This is a genomic window from Halomonas qinghailakensis, assembly GCF_025820815.1.
GTDB classification, from domain to species: domain Bacteria; phylum Pseudomonadota; class Gammaproteobacteria; order Pseudomonadales; family Halomonadaceae; genus Vreelandella; species Vreelandella qaidamensis.
Genome location: NZ_CP096973.1, coordinates 3,023,945 through 3,041,292, shown reverse-complemented (window position 1 = coordinate 3,041,292; position 17,348 = coordinate 3,023,945). Strand labels below are relative to the sequence as shown.

Annotated in this window: 14 protein-coding genes; 1 reads left to right on the top strand and 13 read right to left on the bottom strand. The window is 52.7% G+C overall.

The window, feature by feature from the left end; all coding sequences use genetic code 11:
- Window positions 1-12 precede the first annotated feature (12 nt).
- Entirely contained in the window at window positions 13-1,209 is a 1,197-nt protein-coding gene (locus M0220_RS13910) for a PcfJ domain-containing protein (protein ID WP_264017985.1), read from the top strand.
- A gap of 131 nt (window positions 1,210-1,340) precedes the next feature.
- Here M0220_RS13910 and M0220_RS13905 read toward each other — a convergent pair whose 3' ends face one another.
- From M0220_RS13905 to M0220_RS17425, 13 genes are all read right to left on the bottom strand, one after another.
- Window positions 1,341-2,009, bottom strand: a complete 669-nt coding sequence (locus M0220_RS13905) for a hypothetical protein (RefSeq protein WP_264017984.1) — start codon at window positions 2,007-2,009, stop codon at window positions 1,341-1,343.
- Window positions 2,010-2,327: 318 nt separating this feature from the next.
- A complete protein-coding gene (locus M0220_RS13900; RefSeq protein WP_264017983.1) occupies window positions 2,328-3,629 on the bottom strand; it encodes a vWA domain-containing protein in 1,302 nt (433 codons plus the stop codon).
- Complete coding sequence (locus tag M0220_RS13895) at window positions 3,626-4,777, bottom strand: ATP-binding protein (protein WP_264017982.1); 1,152 nt, start codon at window positions 4,775-4,777, stop codon at window positions 3,626-3,628. Before M0220_RS13895 ends, M0220_RS13900 begins: the two co-directional genes overlap by 4 nt.
- Window positions 4,778-5,650: 873 nt before the next feature.
- Window positions 5,651-6,202: a type IV toxin-antitoxin system AbiEi family antitoxin gene (abiEi, locus tag M0220_RS13890; protein WP_264017981.1), complete on the bottom strand. Its 552-nt coding sequence runs from the start codon at window positions 6,200-6,202 to the stop codon at window positions 5,651-5,653.
- A 1,029-nt stretch (window positions 6,203-7,231) separates the two neighbouring features.
- Window positions 7,232-8,200, bottom strand: coding sequence for a hypothetical protein (locus M0220_RS13885; RefSeq protein WP_264017980.1), 969 nt, complete (start codon window positions 8,198-8,200; stop codon window positions 7,232-7,234).
- A gap of 481 nt (window positions 8,201-8,681) precedes the next feature.
- On the bottom strand, window positions 8,682-9,470 hold the full coding sequence (locus tag M0220_RS13880; protein WP_264017979.1) for a DUF2971 domain-containing protein: 789 nt from the start codon (window positions 9,468-9,470) through the stop codon (window positions 8,682-8,684).
- A 138-nt stretch (window positions 9,471-9,608) separates the two neighbouring features.
- The gene (locus M0220_RS13875; RefSeq protein WP_264017978.1) at window positions 9,609-11,465 is read right to left on the bottom strand and encodes a coiled-coil domain-containing protein; all 1,857 of its coding nucleotides are present in this window, start codon (window positions 11,463-11,465) and stop codon (window positions 9,609-9,611) included.
- Complete coding sequence (locus M0220_RS17430) at window positions 11,462-11,962, bottom strand: ABC-three component system middle component 2 (protein WP_404813835.1); 501 nt, start codon at window positions 11,960-11,962, stop codon at window positions 11,462-11,464. The genes M0220_RS13875 and M0220_RS17430 overlap by 4 nt, the downstream gene beginning before the upstream one ends.
- Entirely contained in the window at window positions 11,962-13,035 is a 1,074-nt protein-coding gene (locus M0220_RS13870; RefSeq protein ID WP_264017977.1) for an ABC-three component system protein, read from the bottom strand. Before M0220_RS13870 ends, M0220_RS17430 begins: the two co-directional genes overlap by 1 nt.
- 136 nt (window positions 13,036-13,171) lie before the next feature.
- A complete protein-coding gene (locus M0220_RS13865; protein ID WP_264017976.1) occupies window positions 13,172-14,086 on the bottom strand; it encodes an AbiJ-NTD4 domain-containing protein in 915 nt (304 codons plus the stop codon).
- 394 nt (window positions 14,087-14,480) lie between these two features.
- A complete protein-coding gene (locus M0220_RS13860; protein WP_264017975.1) occupies window positions 14,481-15,917 on the bottom strand; it encodes an IS1182 family transposase in 1,437 nt (478 codons plus the stop codon).
- A 75-nt stretch (window positions 15,918-15,992) separates the two neighbouring features.
- Window positions 15,993-16,631: a hypothetical protein gene (locus M0220_RS13855; protein WP_264017974.1), complete on the bottom strand. Its 639-nt coding sequence runs from the start codon at window positions 16,629-16,631 to the stop codon at window positions 15,993-15,995.
- Window positions 16,632-17,035: 404 nt separating this feature from the next.
- On the bottom strand, window positions 17,036-17,101 hold the full coding sequence (locus M0220_RS17425) for a DUF4113 domain-containing protein (RefSeq protein ID WP_404813861.1): 66 nt from the start codon (window positions 17,099-17,101) through the stop codon (window positions 17,036-17,038).
- Between the last annotated feature and the right edge of the window lie 247 nt (window positions 17,102-17,348).

Sequence of the window (17,348 nt, the reverse complement as noted above, 5' to 3'; positions counted from 1 at the left end):
ATGCGCGCATGGATGCACCGTGCCTTACAGCGATGGGTACCGACATCTCATCAGAAGATGGCGGTTCGTGACGATCAACGCATCGTCTTCGACTTATCCGCTGCTGTTGGCTACCCCCTGGTCGTGAAAGTATCTCCATGGCGCTCACCCACACCGTTTGCATGGTTCAGCGAAACCCAACATGAGCCGCTGGCGTGGGGAGAGTTCTTAGCCCCTGCGGGGATTGGTTGGCAGGCCCTGATGAGCACTCATGGCGAGGCCTTAACGCGGGGCATGCCTGCTGAGGTAACAACACTGGTTAACGCCGTACCCTTTTTGGGCATGGAGCTGGCCCAGCTGACAGGCCGCCATCCAACGGCCTTGGATCTGGCGGTTTCCTCTCCCCTGCTACTGGTGTTACTCACTGAGAAAGCCATCGAGCATCAGTGGTCAGAACACTATTTATTGAGCATGCTCAGTAAAAAGCAATCTGAGCTGTGCGGCTATGCTGGCTTACCCAGTACGCAGGCGACTGCCAAACTGCTGCGCCGATGCGCGCTCACCCCTATGATTGGGCGAGAGTTCATCGCACTTAAACGCGCATTAATGGATGCCGGGACAACGTCACTACTTCGGCACCATCCGTCACCCTATGCTCAACAGTTAATTTTCTTAGGGAATTACCAAGGGGAACGATGGCCAGGATTACTCGCGCTCATTGATGAGGCGTTGAACCCGACCAACCGAGCTCATGATCGCACTTGGCTAACGTCCATGCTAGAAGACACACACCGCCTAGATGCTGCCAACCTCTCAAGGCTTCGTCGTGTTAGATCGATAGCGGAGCTACAAGCGCTGCATGATCGTCGTATCGCACACTTTAATGCCCGAAATGCTGCGCAAAGTGCGGTTCAAGCTGACATGCTGGAAAAGCGTTACGGGCCTTTCCCCAACGCCCCTCTACCGAACCAAGAAGGTATTTGCGCCTTAACCTCTTGGAGTTCACTCTTGCTTGAAGGAAAACGCATGCAGCACTGTGTGGGAAGTTACCACACGTTGGTGGCACAAGGGTCTATCGCGATTTACCACATGAGCCAACCAGAGCACTTATCCGTTGCCATTGCTCCCTTGGGTGATAAATGGGTGCTTAGTCAGGCGCGAGACAAGCGCAATGCCATGCCCTCGGAACAAGCACTGCAGGCAGTCATGGGTTGGTTAGGCGAGCAGTAATCACAATTGACCCTGCCGCCAAACCGAGATGTTATGCCCATGAGCTGTTTTGGGATACGTGAAGCGGATATCAGTGCAGAGATGTTCACGGTTACCAGCAAGCACATGGACATCGATTAGAACAATTCAGCTTAACGAGATGACCACTTCATGAAATCATGAAGCGCAGGAACTTGCAGTCCCATGTCATCTGAAAACTCATACTCACCATCTAGCATTTGATTAGTCGCGTAAGCACGTAGCCAAAATTTACGTTCGTCTGCGCTTAGCACATACCCTTTGTCATGCTCACCGCCCTTTAAACGATCCGGCATGGCCCAGCCCCGCTTTGACATCTTAGCAATCGTAATGACCAAGTGAGTCATCAGCTGCTGTTCGGGAGCCACTAGCTGATGGAAGTAAGGCCAAAACTCTTGATCTTCTGGTGAGCCTTGCCAGCCTCTATTAAGTTTGACGTCATCAAGGTTTTCATACGGATGAGAATGAAAGGTGCCCACCAGCTCAATATTTTGCCAGTAGCGCTCAAAAAACTGTTTTTTGGCAATGATAGAGTCAAAATTTGGCTGAACCCAATCTTCATGGCGAGTCGCTGACGTTTCAACTGTCGACATTGTGGCGACGATTCGTGCAGGCAAATCACCTTTTGCCGGAATGGAATATCCCCAAAGAAGGCCGAACGTTTCCAGCTTCGCATACCCTTTTGAACGCTCACGGCCTCGATGCTCAAATTCGTAGGCTTCAAACGCTGTCGTGAAAAGCTGAGGTACGACGTACTCTTCTATATAGGTGACTTTTTCCATGAATAATCTCTTTATAGGCTCAGGCTGCATATTTAAGGCACACTTACCTTAGGGCAGAAGCTTAAGAGAGAGCAAGCTTATCGTAAGATTATGAGCTTACATTACAACCTCCCTGCTTAGTCTCTTTTTAGTTATGATGAGCAACCTTAGAGTTATATCGCGGTGTTAAAAACACACCGCATATCCACGGATAACATCATGATGTAAGGGACTTGTCGTGCAAGGTGTCATCATTGCTTATAGCGCACAAAAGAAATATGGCTTTATTAACGGCGAGGATGGTGTCTTACCAAAACGCATAGTACGATGTCCCTCTCCCTAGTTGCTATGATTCGTTACACTTCCCAAGATAGCCTCCCGCTCATCACGCTCAGTGTGACCGCCGTTTGAAGACCTGGCAGGTCTGTGGCTAGGGGTGTGCTCCGCGATAGGCTGTCCATCCATGGATAGCGCCTCACCCCAGGGCACAGGGGGCCGGTGGTTGGCAGAGAGACACCAAATCACCGGGTAGCCTGGTGACCGCAGGGGTGCATTGATCATTCCATCTGTTAACGCCACCAGTACGTTAGGTGGTGAGTTCGCCAGCGATTCAAACACAGGGCGGATATCGCTTCCTCCACCGCCTTGGCACTGCCAATGAGCGAGCTCATGGAGCTGGCCTTCGTGCAGCATGCTACGCTGGGTAATCTGGCTATCGAACTCAATGACGTCCACCGCCACCCGATCGCAGGCCGCTAAAATACCGGCAAGTTCGCTTAAAAAGTGCGGTAACGCCCGCTGGCAACTGCCGCTGGTGTCGATGGCGACGGCAAGAGCGAGCGTTTGGCTACGCTGGCTGGGCAGGTACAGGCCACGATGCAGATGACGACGTGATGGCGGTAGCCACTGCCGGTTGCCGGTTAACGTCCGTTGAATGTGGCTAGCCAACACCTGCTGCCAAGGCACTTGGGGTTTACGCAAGCGCTCGATGAGCGTGTTCAGATGCCCTGGCAAATGGCCTTGCTGACGCTGATGCTGCTGGGCAGTAGCGACTAAGCGCTGCTGCCAGACCCGAGCGTTTTCTGGCGTGACAGGCTTGGGTGTGAAGTCTGGGTCGATCACGCCCCCCGCTGCCGTAACGGCAACATGGAGCGTATGTTCATCCAGTACACGCCCACGCTCTCGTCGGTGGGGATGCTGGCGAAGGTCGGCGTAGATGTGCTCAGCAGAGCTGCCTAAATAGCGTCGGTGGTAGAGCGCATCGTCTGGGCAGTGGCGTAGCTCTTCGCGCAAGATGCCGTTGATTTCGTAGTCACAGGCGCGGTTCCAGTCGTTTGGGTCACGCCCGAACTGCCGAGCATGATGTCCCAAGGCGCAGTGCCACACCTCATGGGCCAAAATAAAACGGCGATCCGCATCACTGCGCTGGGCCATAAACTGGGCATTGACGAAGATCGTTTCGCCATCCGTGCCCGCCGTCGGTAGGCGGTCATCGACGACGGTAACGACCGACAGCTGCATAAGTAACCGAGCGGTAAACGGTTGTGCCGACATTAACACTGCACGGTCTGCTTCGCACTGGCGCTGGATGTGGCGCTTGAGCGTCTGTTCGGCGGCGCTAGGGCCGCGCTGGTCGCTCATGGCGCCGGCTCAGCCGCCAACGCAGCACTCATATGATTGGCCAGGTGCGTTTGAAACACACTCCCATGCTGCTCGCTCCACGCATCAAAGGCGGGGTGGCTCATTAACGCTAAGGTACGCGTTTGCTGTTGGGCGTCATTGGCACCTTGCATGGCATCCATCAGCGCTAGCGTGGCAAAGTCGGCGCTGAGCGCTTGGCTGATCTGAAAAAAACGTGCGATACGCTGCTGTGTTTTAGCATCATAAAGTGCGTCATCTGCAACATGTTGCCATAACGTGTGGGCAAGCCCCGCACAAAAAGCGTAGCGCTGATCAGCGCGCGTTGGAATATCGATGGGCACTTTTCCATTCAGCATGGCAGGAATATCTGGTAGTTTGAGGGCCCAGTCACGGAACGCTAAAAACTCCGTCGCCGCGCCCTGCCCGACTAAACCATGGACGATCAGAGCTAAGGTGCTGGCGGGCAGCCCTTGACTGTGGTTAAGCGACTGCGCCACGCGCGTCCAGCTACGCGGGCTTGGCCAGCCCTGCTCAACGTTACCCTCCATATCGAAGAAACATTCTGGCCGAAAGCGTAAAAATGCCGTCACATCGGGGTGTAGCCCCTCACCAGCCGCCCAGCGAGTCCAGGTGTCTAGGTCTGGCGTTAAGCTGATATGACAAAAGCGGTTCGCTAGGGCGCTAGAGAATGTTTGCGCGACGGCGCGGTCTTCGCTGCGGTTTCCAGCTCCCACCACCAGCCAGCCCGGCGGCAGTCGGTAAAGATCCCCTAAGCGTCGGTCTAAAATAAGCTCATAAGCAGCGACCTGCAGGCTGCGGTCTGCGGCGGTGAGCTCATCAAACAGCAGAATGCCACGACTTTTGGGGTCTCGCGGCCACTCACCGGCCAGCAGCCAGTCCACCACACCGCGCTCATGATCAGGCACCGGCAGGCCACGCAGATCGATGGGTTCACGCTGGGCTAGGCGAATATCGATAAAGCCAATGCCTTGCTGTTCAGCCACTTGGCGCACCACCGAGCTTTTCCCCACGCCTGGCGGCCCCCAAAGCATAAGCGGTGGCAGTTTCTCAGCCAGTGTTGGGTCGCTAGCTAGTTGCTCTACCTGGTGGCGCAGCAGCAGCTGCGCTTGAGCGGGGGTTGCATACATAGAAGGCTCTCCAATGCGCTGTGATTGCCAACTAGTATGAGCCGCATTTGCGACATTATATGTCGCAGAACGGAAAACTGGACAAAAAATGCTTTACTGGGTGGGTGAGTGGATGAGTCAGCTCCATTTCCTCTTGTAAAACATAGCTTTTTAAGCAATTCATAACTTACACGTCCCCAGAAAAACAATTTTATTAAGAAAAACTGGATTTTTAGCTTTGGAACAGAATTTCTGTCAAAGTGGGACCTATTGAAACTAAACAGAAAAGTCTCGAAGCTATTCCTAACCCATCAAACACATCAGGTAAAAACTAGCAAACAACCAAGCTGGATCAAAAGCTTGAGCGACTGAGTGCAGTCACACACCAGTATACTAGCTCTAAATGTGTGGGAGGACTCAGATGCCGCTATTACCTGGCGCTGTCCCGACCTAACTAGTCGTTGAACGGCCAAATTCCGTTGGTACTTTGCGAAACTGAATCAGGTAAGAAGCAAGTGCAACGCGTGTTACATGTTCTAGAGTGGGGAAACTCTACATGATGTATTGTTTCGTATGGACACATTTTGTGCAGCAAATAGCGGCCAAGAGCGTGCTTGCTAGGATTACAACCACGCGCTTGTCAAAGAATAGCGAGGTTATGTGTAAACGCCTCTGCCCATTCTTATAATCAGATCCAGCACCTGCTGCGCATCCTCCTCTATGATGTCAATGAGACGCGCCAATCCAGACCCATTGCTTCACTGTGCAACCACAGGTCCGCTGCTGTTTGATCCCCACCAAACAGCTCGACAGCTACACTCCAAATTACGGTAGTAATTTGCTGCTTTGGTTCATCAGCGCTATGCATAGGATTAAAAAAGGCTCCTGGCGAAATCATAGCTTGGCAAAATCCTGGCCATGGATCACCTCCACATCGACTAAATACGTATTTCGCCCCACACGTTTGAGATCCGCCCAGGCAGCTTCAGGCGTCGCCATTTTGAGCGGCCGTCCAATATCACGCATGCGCGCTAGCAGCTCAATGATGGGTCTACTCGTATGAGTGAACTCAATGGTGCCATAAGGAGTGCGGTGCGTACCTTTACGCCCAGTTGTCATAATGGTGAGGCGATCGACGGGGATTTGTGAGATGGCCCCATACTCTGACAGGGCAGACTCCAGCGACACGTAGCTGTACTCCCCACGGCGCATGGCCCGAGCGATTCGCTCTAGCCGATATGGGTCGGGAGTGCGCGTAAGGGCGTAACAATAGATGCCCCGAGCAACGCCTTCAAGAACGCCATGCCTACGCAGTCGGTTGATCCCTTCCTGAAGGGTTTTCGGTTTGTCTTCATGAAAGATCTTTGCCAAGTCACTTAGCGTGAATACGCTTCGCCCTAACTTGTCCCAGCCGTCTAGTCGCTGCCGAGCGGTCATCTGATTCATAAATGTACACCTAAACTATGTATCTATAGTCTAGGTGTACACTAAATTGCTCACAAAAACTGACCAAGATTTCTTAATTACTAACATGCAGCGGTTCATCTATACGAGTATACGAGTCATTGGGTACACCCCCTACCTCCTGGGACTTCTGAAGGAACGGTCGTCGAGCGTAAGGAAAAAGACCGTATTGTACTCCTTCAGATATCGGCCAAGAGCGGATGTTAAAAAGTTTTCAGATTAATGATGTTCACAACATCTATTCCACGCCCCTTCCCTAAAACGCGGAGAGTGGCGGGCTGGTAATGTCAGTTTCCGTCCTTGAATTTTGCTTTGCAATTGCCGCTCATGCACATGCTACAGTAGTGCTCTCTATCCTCATGCTGGGAACCCTCAGCGATGATAATGCCGCAGCCGTTGCAGAACAGGGTGCCAATCCCGTCTTCGAATTTCACAATTGCATGTTCGTAGTCCATAAAGTCCTCCGCGAAGACCCCATCCTGCAAGAACGGGTAGTAATAGCTTGTCAGCAAAAGCCGACCTTTATCTGATATTTTCTTCGATGGCGCTATCAGGCGTCAGTTCAATTTCCTCTCGACCATCAGGTTGATACAGATAATAACAACACACCTAAACAGCACAGGCTAAGCAATTCTCTACCTGGCAACAGATGCATTCAGTGCCATGATTCTCGGATATGCAACTCTGCAACACCAAAGTTGGCTTGGCCACTATCGGCCAAAAGCGGATATTTCGGCAAACCTAATATAAGGTACAGTTCGCGATGGTGCTCTACACCTTTATCGTATGAGAATAAGGACTAGTCCAAGACACTTCTGCTACCTAATTACTGCTAAACAGTACGAAGTATTCACGCCTCAGGGGGGAAATATCGTATTCAGCAGGTGTTAACTAAACACTATTTTTTGTAATGGCACACCATGTTGCCTGGCAATTAATTGCTCTCATGATTGGTCTAAAGGCGAACTAAGGGCACGATTGAAATGCCCAAAGCACTAATCACCTTTCTTTCTATATTTCACTGACACTATCTTCTTCCAAATCTGTGGTCAGCATATCAGGTTCTTTCTTTTCTGTGTCCGCCGACGTTTCAAGCCTCGCCCTGATTTTCACACCGCTCTCATCTTGCAATTCAGGAACTAAGGTGCTGATGACTGTGTGGTATGTTTTCTCACCAATTGGACACCAAAACTGGACACCACCGTATCCTTCATACCACTCACAACCCGATTTACATCTATTAACGAACTCAGCGACGGTACCGAACTTGAGATTGGGATATCTATGCATTGAGTCAGGGTTGTTCGCTGCCCTTTGGATCAAGAATCGGATGTCTTCATCTGTCCCCCAGTCACTCGAACGATTTTCAAATCTTTCACCATAAATACTCTCTATAGCCCGCACTATATTACGTCTCCACAGATAAGCTGGTTCTATCCAACCATAATCCCCCATCTTACCCGTAGCGGCCACACCACCTTGTAATTGATCGAGTTCCCTCAACAAGTTCTCCAGCTTTACGCGTTGACTCTTTAGAATTAGCAGGCTTTCTTCACGAGGCACTCCTTCGTTTTCAGCACGCTCTAATATGTCTGAAAGAGTTACTTCGCCTAACAGTTTACTCGGAATTATTTCTTCAGCAGGATCTCGCCTGAGCATACGGTGAATCATGTCAGTTGTCGCTTTGCCCTGGTCTGTCTCCTCCAAGTGACCTTTGTATAGCATGTGAATAATCTCGCCGTTCTGTACATGTCCATCCTTAGCGCTAAAATCCGCCTCAAGAGCCAACATACGTGAACGGCAGTCCTTCATAATTTTTCTGTTTGAGATCATTCGGAGGGCATATTCGTAAGGCACACCGAGAGACGTGGCGTGGGCCACAGATCGCATTATGTGGCCTTTCACTCCTCCTGAAATCCCAGCAGAGACTACTTTCCATAAAAAATAAGCAACGACTAAAAAACCAATAAATTCCAACATAGTTATATGTCCCCTTTAACATTTTTTGTTAACACTTATATTGGCCAACGAGCAATTCTATTAGGCCTTTTTTTTCACGGCACTGCACAACCAAAGCTGAAGCCTCGTGAAGCACCCATAACAGCATATTAAACCGCGCGTTCTATGATCGGATTTACTTGCCGGCACTTTTTTCCTGAAAATACAGCCGCAAAAGCCATTCTAAACTTATGATAGGCATAATCGTTAATTTTCATCACACCGTCAGGTATCTAGGGATCGAGGTAGATGATGCGTTGGAAATGGCAGAACAGACCGAAGTTTGATAAGGACAAACGACGGTCTATCCCGGGCCGTCGTTGTCCGGCCAGAAGCGGGCTTTCGGAGAATCCTCATACAACACCTGAGCTCAGCTGAATTTGAGGCAACGCTCTTTTTTACGATAGCAAAAATGGGTAACGAGTCAGATGTCCGCTGCAACGTGTTGTTAGCTGTGTCTTTACTAGGGAATATCAACTTCAATATCCCAAGATTTATCTGCCATGCGACAAGTCAAGATCTTAACTCCAGGCTGCACCTGCTCTGCGAATGCAGAGTATTCCGAAAATGTCTGGGGGGAAGACAACGCCTCGTGCCTCAACCCAAGGCAAATTTCCTTGATGCTTCCTGTTGGCAAGCGATAGCAATACAACCGACGTCCGTTAGCTTCAACCACTTCAAAATTTCCGCTGGCGTTGGCTCCAGCCCCATCCTTGTCGGCGATGCATTTCACAACTCGCACCTCTTCCTCATAGGCCCAACGCATGGACTTATGCAAGAAGAGCCTACTCAATTTCTCGTGATGACCAACGGGATAGTGATGAGTGTGACCGACGTTCACGGGGTCACCTTTGGGATTAGCTGTCAGGGTGGTAGATGGCCGCGTTTGCGTGTAAATGATGCTTCCATGCTGGGCGGGAATGAGACAGGTCTCTTCGTCGGTAAAGCCTGCCAACTGAGCATCAAACCCGATTACCGCACCGTGATGCTCATTTGCATAATGCGACCACATCAGCGGATTTTTCGCGGTTCGAGTTAGGCTCAGCACACCACTGTTTTCCGTCCATACATGACGCGAGTCCCAAGAACGAATGCCATCGAATAGCTCTCCGATCGGGTTTGACGGATGGACTGGATATCCGGCGATAGTTTCAAAAGGGTCATTAAACTCGCTGGCGATTGCAAAGGCAATTGAATTGCCCTGCAAAACCTTCCTCGCCACCTCCGCGCTCATGTACTTGTAAAGGATCATGGCATTCCTCAAAACAGCTAACGTCAAAGTTGAGTGGCGCACGCCAACGCGTCCGCTCGAACGACTTGTTGGGCAGCGTTTCTCGGATCTTCGGAGGCAATAGGTTCCGTTCACTCCGACTTACGCACAGCTGAAGCACTACGGTCGCATAGAAACCGGCAAGAAGCCGTACCGTCCCGAGGAGCTCCTCGAAAAGTGGACGTGGTTGCAGGACGCTTGCACATCGGCAGGAGGAGCCACGTTCTCGAAGACGACCACTTGGCCAAGCGCGCTCGACGAACAGAGGTTCCGATAGAAGGCATCCTTCACCGAGGTGGCGACCTCACCATCGTCGTCGGCGTCGGCCTCCTTGTAAGGGTTCAACGGGGTATCCAGGACGACGAAACCAGGGTGCCCAGTGTCCGCCCCGAGTGCCTCTTGCATCAGTCCGATCACGTAGCCAGCGCACATGACCGCACGCACGCCCTTGCCATGACTCGTTCGCTTCCGGCCATTTACAACGAGATCAGCGCTCTTCTCGTCGAATGCCACGGTAATGTCGTCAGCCACCCTCCATGCGATGAGGAGCGTCCTGATGCGTGAGCAAATGTCAGACATAGTGTTCGCTGTGAGCTTGATGAACTCCAACTTCTCCCCTTTGTCGGGCGTGGCATCCAGGTCGAGCATTTGGCTCTTGAGCGAGTCGATCTGGTCGCGCAGTTGCTCCACCCTTACGAACGCTCCGTAGCTGCCCTGGATCGCTCGGAGTTCGTTGGCCGTGGCTCGGACTTTCGGTGCAAGGGCTACCTCAACCTCTTCGGAGATCTCCTGGATCGCTGCATCGGTCTCCCCCAGGCTCGCTGCCAAGACACACTGCTCGGTGGTCAGCTGGTCCGCTGCAATGCGAAGTTCCGCTCTGAGGCGCTGGACTTTCGCCGCTTCTGCCTGGGCGGCCCGGAGCATTGACTCAGGCGCGTGAGCATCATCATGCCGCTGATGTTCTGGTTCAGCGCCACAGTAGTCGCACGACTTGTCGCCGTACATCTGCAAGAGATAGGAAGACTCTCCCATGGCCTCGAGCCGAAGCAGATCAGACTCATAGTGCGCGTCGAGCAATGAAGCACGTGCGAGCATCCCGTCGAGCTCATCCAACCGTCCGCGTTGCTCGCGTTGCTGGTTCACGAGCTTTCCTCGCTTCGACTCAGCGGCGTGAAGATCGGCAAAAGCCGTGCTTGACAGCTCGCCCAGCTCACGCAGCTTGACTTCAAGTTCGGACACCACCTCAGGCGTCATATCCATGTTGTCGAGGAGTTCATCAAGCGCGGCTTGATCACTCTCAAGCAGACCCTCAATCGCCTCCTTCCGTCCTGCCAGCCGGCCCGCAGATGTCTTCGTGTCTTCTGGCTGCACGATGCCGGAGTCATCGACGCCCGTCAGCAGCATCCGGATCGTGCTTGCGGCGGCGGTGTTGCCGGTGTTCTGGGAACCGTAGAGGGGAGAGCGTTTCGCGATGATCCGCTCTTCATCGACGAGCAGGGCCTTTGATAGGACCCTGAAGCTAGCCTCCTGAGTCGTCCCGCTGTCGTTCTTGCGGACTCGCCTATCATGAAGGCCACACAAGCCAAGCAAAAAACCGGAGACAGACTCCTTGGCGTTGGTGGTCTCACCCAGCACCTCCCACTCGTCATCGGCTCCGAGAGCATCATCAATCCGTCCACGAAAGACTCCGATCTTCCCGCCAACGAGAGCACGCTTCAGAGTGTAGAACTGACCGCTCGCCGCTTGGATGCAGAGATAGGCAACATCGTACAATCGCGCTTGCGGAATCTCTTCGGGAGGAGTGCCAGATCCCATCACGAAGTCAATACAACTCAGCGCGTACGACTTTCCAGTGTCCGACGAGCCCTCGATGACGTTGAGCCCCGACGCGAAGAAGAGACGTCCGGGCACTTGATCCGGGCCACAGAGTCGAAGCTCCCGAAGCTCGAACCCGCGTCGAGCGCTACCGTTCATCATGGTGACCTCCTCAATCCACCATACTCGGAGAACTGCCCACCCCACCGATCGAGCTCGGTACTGACGTATCGGGTGATCTCGCTGGTCTCCAACTCTCCGAAACTCGCCGCGATCCAGCTCGCACGGCTCCGCAGGGCTTGGACATACCTGCTGCGCAGCGTGTCCAGGAAGCAGCCGCCCCGATCCGTTGCGCCGTAGCTGAAACCGTTCGCGTCCATCGTCACTGAGACAAGACCACGCTTAGCGTACAGGGCAAGGCCAGGTTCCAGCACGGCACGTCGCACGAGAACCTCAGCTCCGCGCTGTGGCACAGCAGGATGGAGGCTCTCGGGACCGCCTCCCACGTCGGCCGAGTGGACCAGTAGATAGTCGAGCAGAACGAGCCGCTGAAGGTCGTGGCGGTGAGGGTCGAGCTCGACGAGGACGCAAAGCGAGCGCAGCCCAAGCTCGACTGGCGAGTTGAACACCCACGATGTTGTCGCGTCCGACGTACTCATCACGGAACCCACTTGAGTCGAGCGTTGTCGGCGAGCTGGTGGCAGATGCCAGCCTTGTCTTTGACCCCGAGTACCTGTCGCAGGGCGTTGTTCGTCGGGTCAAGCTGCTGCGCGACTCCTGTCGCGGCGTTCACCCGCTGTAACCCATCGGCGTGGGTGATGTCCTCCACGGTGTCGATGACTGAATCGAAGAACTCCTCCTGAAGATCTTCGAATTGCCCAGGTGGAAGGATGTCGCGGGAGAAGTTGCGGAGTGATTCAGCATGAAAGAATCGCTCACGACTCCGCATCAAATGCCGATGGAGATGCTCGCGTGAGGCCAAGTCCGCGACGCTCAGGGCCACGCCGGTGTGATTGGAGTACGCCTCTAGGAGTCGACCGATGTATGGGCTCTCGAACTTCTCCTCGTCGATGTGCGGAACTACTGCAGGCGGCCGAGGCGGTAGGCCCCCTGGAAATCGAGCGGCATGCCAGCGTGTCAGCGCATGTTGTTCGATGAGATCCATCGGCGGGACGTAGCTGACGATGCTGAAGTCGAAGCCCTCGACGAAGTCCAGGAGCTCGCCGGTCAGCGGGACCTTCTTCGTGGAGGTGATGTTATCCTCGCACTTTGTCGCCCAGTCCTTGATGAGCCGCGCGCGGAGCTCCTCGGGCTTCTTGAAGAGCAGCGACAGACTGTTCCCTGCCCCTTGGGGAGCCACGAAGTAGTACTCGGCTGGGGCCGAAAACGCCTCCTCGTGAACGTAGTAGCAGAGCTTCCCCAGCTCAAGGACGACCTGGTGCGGTTGCAGCGGGTCCTTATAGTGCTTGCACTGATAGTTGTGCCACTCGTCGTCAGAGACGAATGCCACAACGTCGCGACCGAGGTCGCCCGCTCCGCCGCAGCGCTCAACGCGTTGGTACCGGCTCTTCAGGCTGTGGGCCCACTCCAAAACGAAGTCCTCCCACTGGCCTGGGGAAAAGACGCGCAGGAGGTCGATGGCGGGCACCATCGTGCTGCTCGCAGGCGTTGGCGTCACGGTGGATACTGTGGGCTCCTTCAGCGGCTGCGTCGCTGCCTTGAAAATGTTCATGGCCGGAGTCCTCGCTCGCTCTGCCTACGCCCGGCTGCCCAACGCCTGAGCTCAGCGACATTTAAGGCGACGCCTGATTTTACAATAGCAAAAGTATGTAGCGGGTCAAATGTCCGCTGCAGCGATTTGTTCGGCGTCACTTCTCACCACGCGCATTAAGCAATAGGCTAATTAGAGCGAAAAGACGATGAAACAGGTAGTCAACCTGCTTCGGAGCCACAACCATAGATTGTGTGACCTCCGAGTGCCGTATGTGGAATGAGTTGCCAATATCGGTCAGGGCCCTTGACTCATTTTCTAGAACATGACGAAACGCTGGTTCTGTAGTCACTTGATCTAGCAATGTTCCAACTGATTTCCGCTTGTTCTTTGGATCGTCCAGTGATTTCAGACGCTCCCAACAATCCCAAAGTCGCTCGACTGCCTCTCGACGTACAGTGGGTGCTGGATTGAGAAATTTGACGCGGCATTCTTCGAGCATTCCGTCCAATGTGGCGTCCCCTGTGCGGAATGCAGCAACTGCCAGGGTCTCCCTTAGCACAGTAGGAGCCAAACGTGTAACTCGACCATCCTCTCCCAATTCGTACGCAAGGCCATTCCTCGCGAACAGACGATTGATGTCTCTCCGAAACTCAAACTGTCCAACGGACTCATCGAAGTTCAGGTGATGATGATTGAAGAAGGAATGAAATGTTCCCTGGATCGGTTTTGCCACGCGATCGTGAACGAACTCAACCAGATCGAGTATCAGCAATGTGTCAGGAGCACATGGCACACGCCGTACAAGGAAGCCATCGGACTCCGAGCCTATTGTCTCTAAGGGCCAAGCCAAACCGGGAATCTCAGCGAGCAAGGACAGTTGCAAGCTGTTTTCATCGGTTCCAATTGGCCCCTGACCATCTGGACATAACTCGGGATACTTTGCCCCAAAAGCCCCTGTAGAAACCAAAGAATTGATTAGCCCTACAACTCCGCCCCAAACTGCGGGAGAAATCGTTTCCTCAGTACGTGGCTGAGGCTTCCGTTCCCTATCGCTGAAATATTCCGACATACGTTGCCTATGACGCAGAAAAGGTATTATATCGCGTGCTTGATATTCCACTTGAACGTGCACACGCGTGCAATAATGTTATGCCGCACGGTCAGCCGCCTATTATCTTATTATAAAAAATGAAAATTAAGTGAAATTTGGCTATTTAACACCGATCTTCGTGTATACCACATACACCCAATGAACGAGCATGCCCACATGTCCGCTTCGGGTCCTGGCCGTGTGAAAACAGAAAAATCTGGCCCGACTCAAGAACCTTTGCCTTCAACTGCCCGTTAGCCTCATCTGAACCTTGGCTTCTATAATTGCCGACCACTGATGTTGAAAATCGTGGAGTCATCAGAAACCAGTTACAGTCGCTATCACGGCCCTAGAATAAAGAGAAAAAGGGCTGTTACGCCCTCGCAGCCCTCACTATCTCATTGACTCCCAAAATCTTTATGACGCGCTTCAGGTTGTACGCCAATACATGAAGACTCATTTCTGTGCTTACATTTCTAAACCGCTTTGTCGTGAAGTGTGTCGCCCCCATCCAAGCCTTGAGAGTGCCAAACGGATGCTCCACGGTTTGTCGCCTTAGGCGCATCATCTCTGGATTCCAATCGAGACGTGACTGTGCAGCTTCAAACACATCTTCATGTTCCCAACGCTTGATCCGTCGTTGCTTGCCTGTCGTGCATTTTTCTTTCATGGCGCAGCTTGCACATACCGAGCTCCAGTAAGTATGCAGCTTCATTGCCTTTTCTATCGTTTCATATCGCCATATGAGCCGCTGACCAGCGGGACAAGAATATTCATTACTTTCAAGCAAGTACCGGAATGCGTCTCTTGGGAAAAAGCCCTTGGCCTGGTTTGGAGATGTCATCGGCTTCGGCAGGTAGGTCGTTATCCCTTCTTTATGGCAGGCGAGAATTTCTTCCCCCTTGAAGTAGCCTCTGTCAGCTACGACCTTCAGCTCCTTGATGCCAGTGGCTTCACGCGCTTGCTTCGCCATGTTGAAGAGCTGCCCCCGATCATGCCCGACGTTGGTCACCTCATGGGCCACAATCAGATGGTGCTGGCTATCAACAGCTGTCTGCACGTTGTAGCCTACTGTCCCGGTGCCTCTGCCACTGGTGGCCATCGCCCTGGCATCTGGATCTGTCAAAGATACTTGCTGATCGGGAGATTGTAGCCGCTGTTCCTCAACTGATTGTAATCGTGTCGTTTCTTCCCTTAGCTTTATAATTTTCTCCTTTAGATGTTTCGTCTTAGCCTCGGCCAGGGCGGGCTCCGAGCGATCGGCTGCATCTAGCTGACCGAGGTACCGGTTGAAGCTTTCTTCGATCTGCTCAAGGCGACGCTTCATCTTAGTCGCTGTGAAATTGCGATTACGGTTGTTGACGGCTTTGAACTTGCTGCCATCGATGGCCACGATGGCTTGAGAGAACAGTTCCAGTCGCCGACAAAGCACGATGAACTCTCGACACACACAGCGGATGGCATCGCCATTGTCCTTTCTGAAGTCTGCAATCGTCTTGAAATCCGGTGTCAGACGCTCTGTCAGCCACATCAGCTCGACATTGCGCTGCGTCTCGCGCTCTAGGCGGCGACTCGACTGGATGCGATTGAGATAGCCGTAGATATAGAGCTTCAGGAGTACAGCGGGATGATAGGCGGGCCTACCTGTTGCATGCGGATCGACGCCCTTGAAACCAAGTCCTCTAAGATCGAGACCTTCTATGAACGCCTCTATGGCACGGACAGGGTTATCGTCTGCGATGAAATCGTCTAAAAGCGCAGGGAATAACGTACTTTGATTTCGGGCCTCGCCTACCACGAATCGCTTCATCACTATTTCCTCAGCGAACCTCGTCAAAGTATAGCGACCATCACGTTTTCACACAGCCTCGGTCGATATCAGCCATTAGCCCGCTCCTGTATTCATTTGCAAAACAAGCTCATACACCCGCATAGGCTCTTTCTCGATACCCACGTTGGGGCTTTTGCCATTTAGCTTGGGGTTCGACGTTTTCATCCATCGTCTTGCATTCACTTCTCCCATCGCTTTGACGGCGGCGTCCCATATGTCTTCTCTACCGGGCGCCTCGATGATTTCTCTGCCAACCTCTCCCATGTGCTGCCACGCCTGTATATCGTCAGGTTCGGGGGCATTGGGGTCACACTGATCGAGCAAAATATTGAGACGGGAGGGTCTGACGGTTGAAGCATTCACCGTGTCTTCGTTTTCTCGCGAAAGGGTCTCTCGAAGCCACGTGTCCACAGCATTGCAGACACGATCATTTTCACTTTTTGGAACCACTGACGCGCTATTGCCCACCTGTCGGATAAACAGGTGTTCAGGAATAGGGACTGCGCGTCCACCACGCAGATACGCCACAATCTCACCGCTCATATCTGGCAGATAGGCGTTATCGCTTTGCAAGCACTCTAGTGCTTGCCGGACTGTTTCTAGCGGTTGCGGGAAACGGTCACGCAGATCAAACGCCCTGTATGCAAAGATGCGTTCTAGTGGATCGTGCTGGTGGGTGTGGTCTGATGGCATCCTGCTCTCAACTGGCAACTTTTATTATCTAATCCACCTTAGCACTTAATCAGTGACTTGGGCATTCTTCAGCTGATTTCTTGGTGCGTGTCGTTACGACAGCTGTAGCAAGTGATTTACTGATCAATGTTCTGTTGGGCAGCACAAGATCAAATTATCCCCAATTACATTTTTTAAAATAATTGGGGATAATCATTATTAATTAGTGACTTAATGCATTTTTATGATCATTAGCTATAGCACTTCTCCGGCTCGCGCAGCCCCCTTTGCACCCGTATAGTAATCGGATGAGCTCTGAGATCTGTTAGCAAACGCTTCCCCTCGGAGACATACGAAACGGCGATCACTTTGGTAGCCTCAAGGTGGTCTTTTTTCTTCTTTCCTCCCGTTTTAAGGATGCAGGCCTAACACACAGCGGGCAAGTCTTCCCAGCGGGTGGTGTAGCGCGGCGTGCGGTGTTCAGAACGTATGACCCAGGCGTTGCCTGGCCGGGGTAGCCCTGCTGTATGGTTCCTCGCTCTAGTTCTCGATTGAGCTTGTCGACAGTGGCCATCAACCGTTCGCTACGCGTTGCGTCGTTGTCATCTAACGCCTATGGAGACTCGAGCACCAGGATGGCGCGATTGGCATGACGGCTACTCATTTCTAGACCTCATATTTAACGAACGACAGTGGTTGTTGCTGACATTGTTATATCGGCAGCGTGCTTATGCGTGT

Coding starts and splice junctions, on each gene's coding strand:
- M0220_RS13910 (WP_264017985.1), top strand. CDS start 13: ATGCACCGTGCCTTACAGCGATGGGTACCGACATCTCATCAGAAGATG.
- M0220_RS13905 (WP_264017984.1), bottom strand. CDS start 2,009: ATGGAAAAAGTCACCTATATAGAAGAGTACGTCGTACCTCAGCTTTTC.
- M0220_RS13900 (WP_264017983.1), bottom strand. CDS start 3,629: ATGAGCGACCAGCGCGGCCCTAGCGCCGCCGAACAGACGCTCAAGCGC.
- M0220_RS13895 (WP_264017982.1), bottom strand. CDS start 4,777: ATGTATGCAACCCCCGCTCAAGCGCAGCTGCTGCTGCGCCACCAGGTA.
- abiEi (WP_264017981.1), bottom strand. CDS start 6,202: ATGAATCAGATGACCGCTCGGCAGCGACTAGACGGCTGGGACAAGTTA.
- M0220_RS13885 (WP_264017980.1), bottom strand. CDS start 8,200: ATGTTGGAATTTATTGGTTTTTTAGTCGTTGCTTATTTTTTATGGAAA.
- M0220_RS13880 (WP_264017979.1), bottom strand. CDS start 9,470: ATGATCCTTTACAAGTACATGAGCGCGGAGGTGGCGAGGAAGGTTTTG.
- M0220_RS13875 (WP_264017978.1), bottom strand. CDS start 11,465: ATGATGAACGGTAGCGCTCGACGCGGGTTCGAGCTTCGGGAGCTTCGA.
- M0220_RS17430 (WP_404813835.1), bottom strand. CDS start 11,962: ATGAGTACGTCGGACGCGACAACATCGTGGGTGTTCAACTCGCCAGTC.
- M0220_RS13870 (WP_264017977.1), bottom strand. CDS start 13,035: ATGAACATTTTCAAGGCAGCGACGCAGCCGCTGAAGGAGCCCACAGTA.
- M0220_RS13865 (WP_264017976.1), bottom strand. CDS start 14,086: ATGTCGGAATATTTCAGCGATAGGGAACGGAAGCCTCAGCCACGTACT.
- M0220_RS13860 (WP_264017975.1), bottom strand. CDS start 15,917: ATGAAGCGATTCGTGGTAGGCGAGGCCCGAAATCAAAGTACGTTATTC.
- M0220_RS13855 (WP_264017974.1), bottom strand. CDS start 16,631: ATGCCATCAGACCACACCCACCAGCACGATCCACTAGAACGCATCTTT.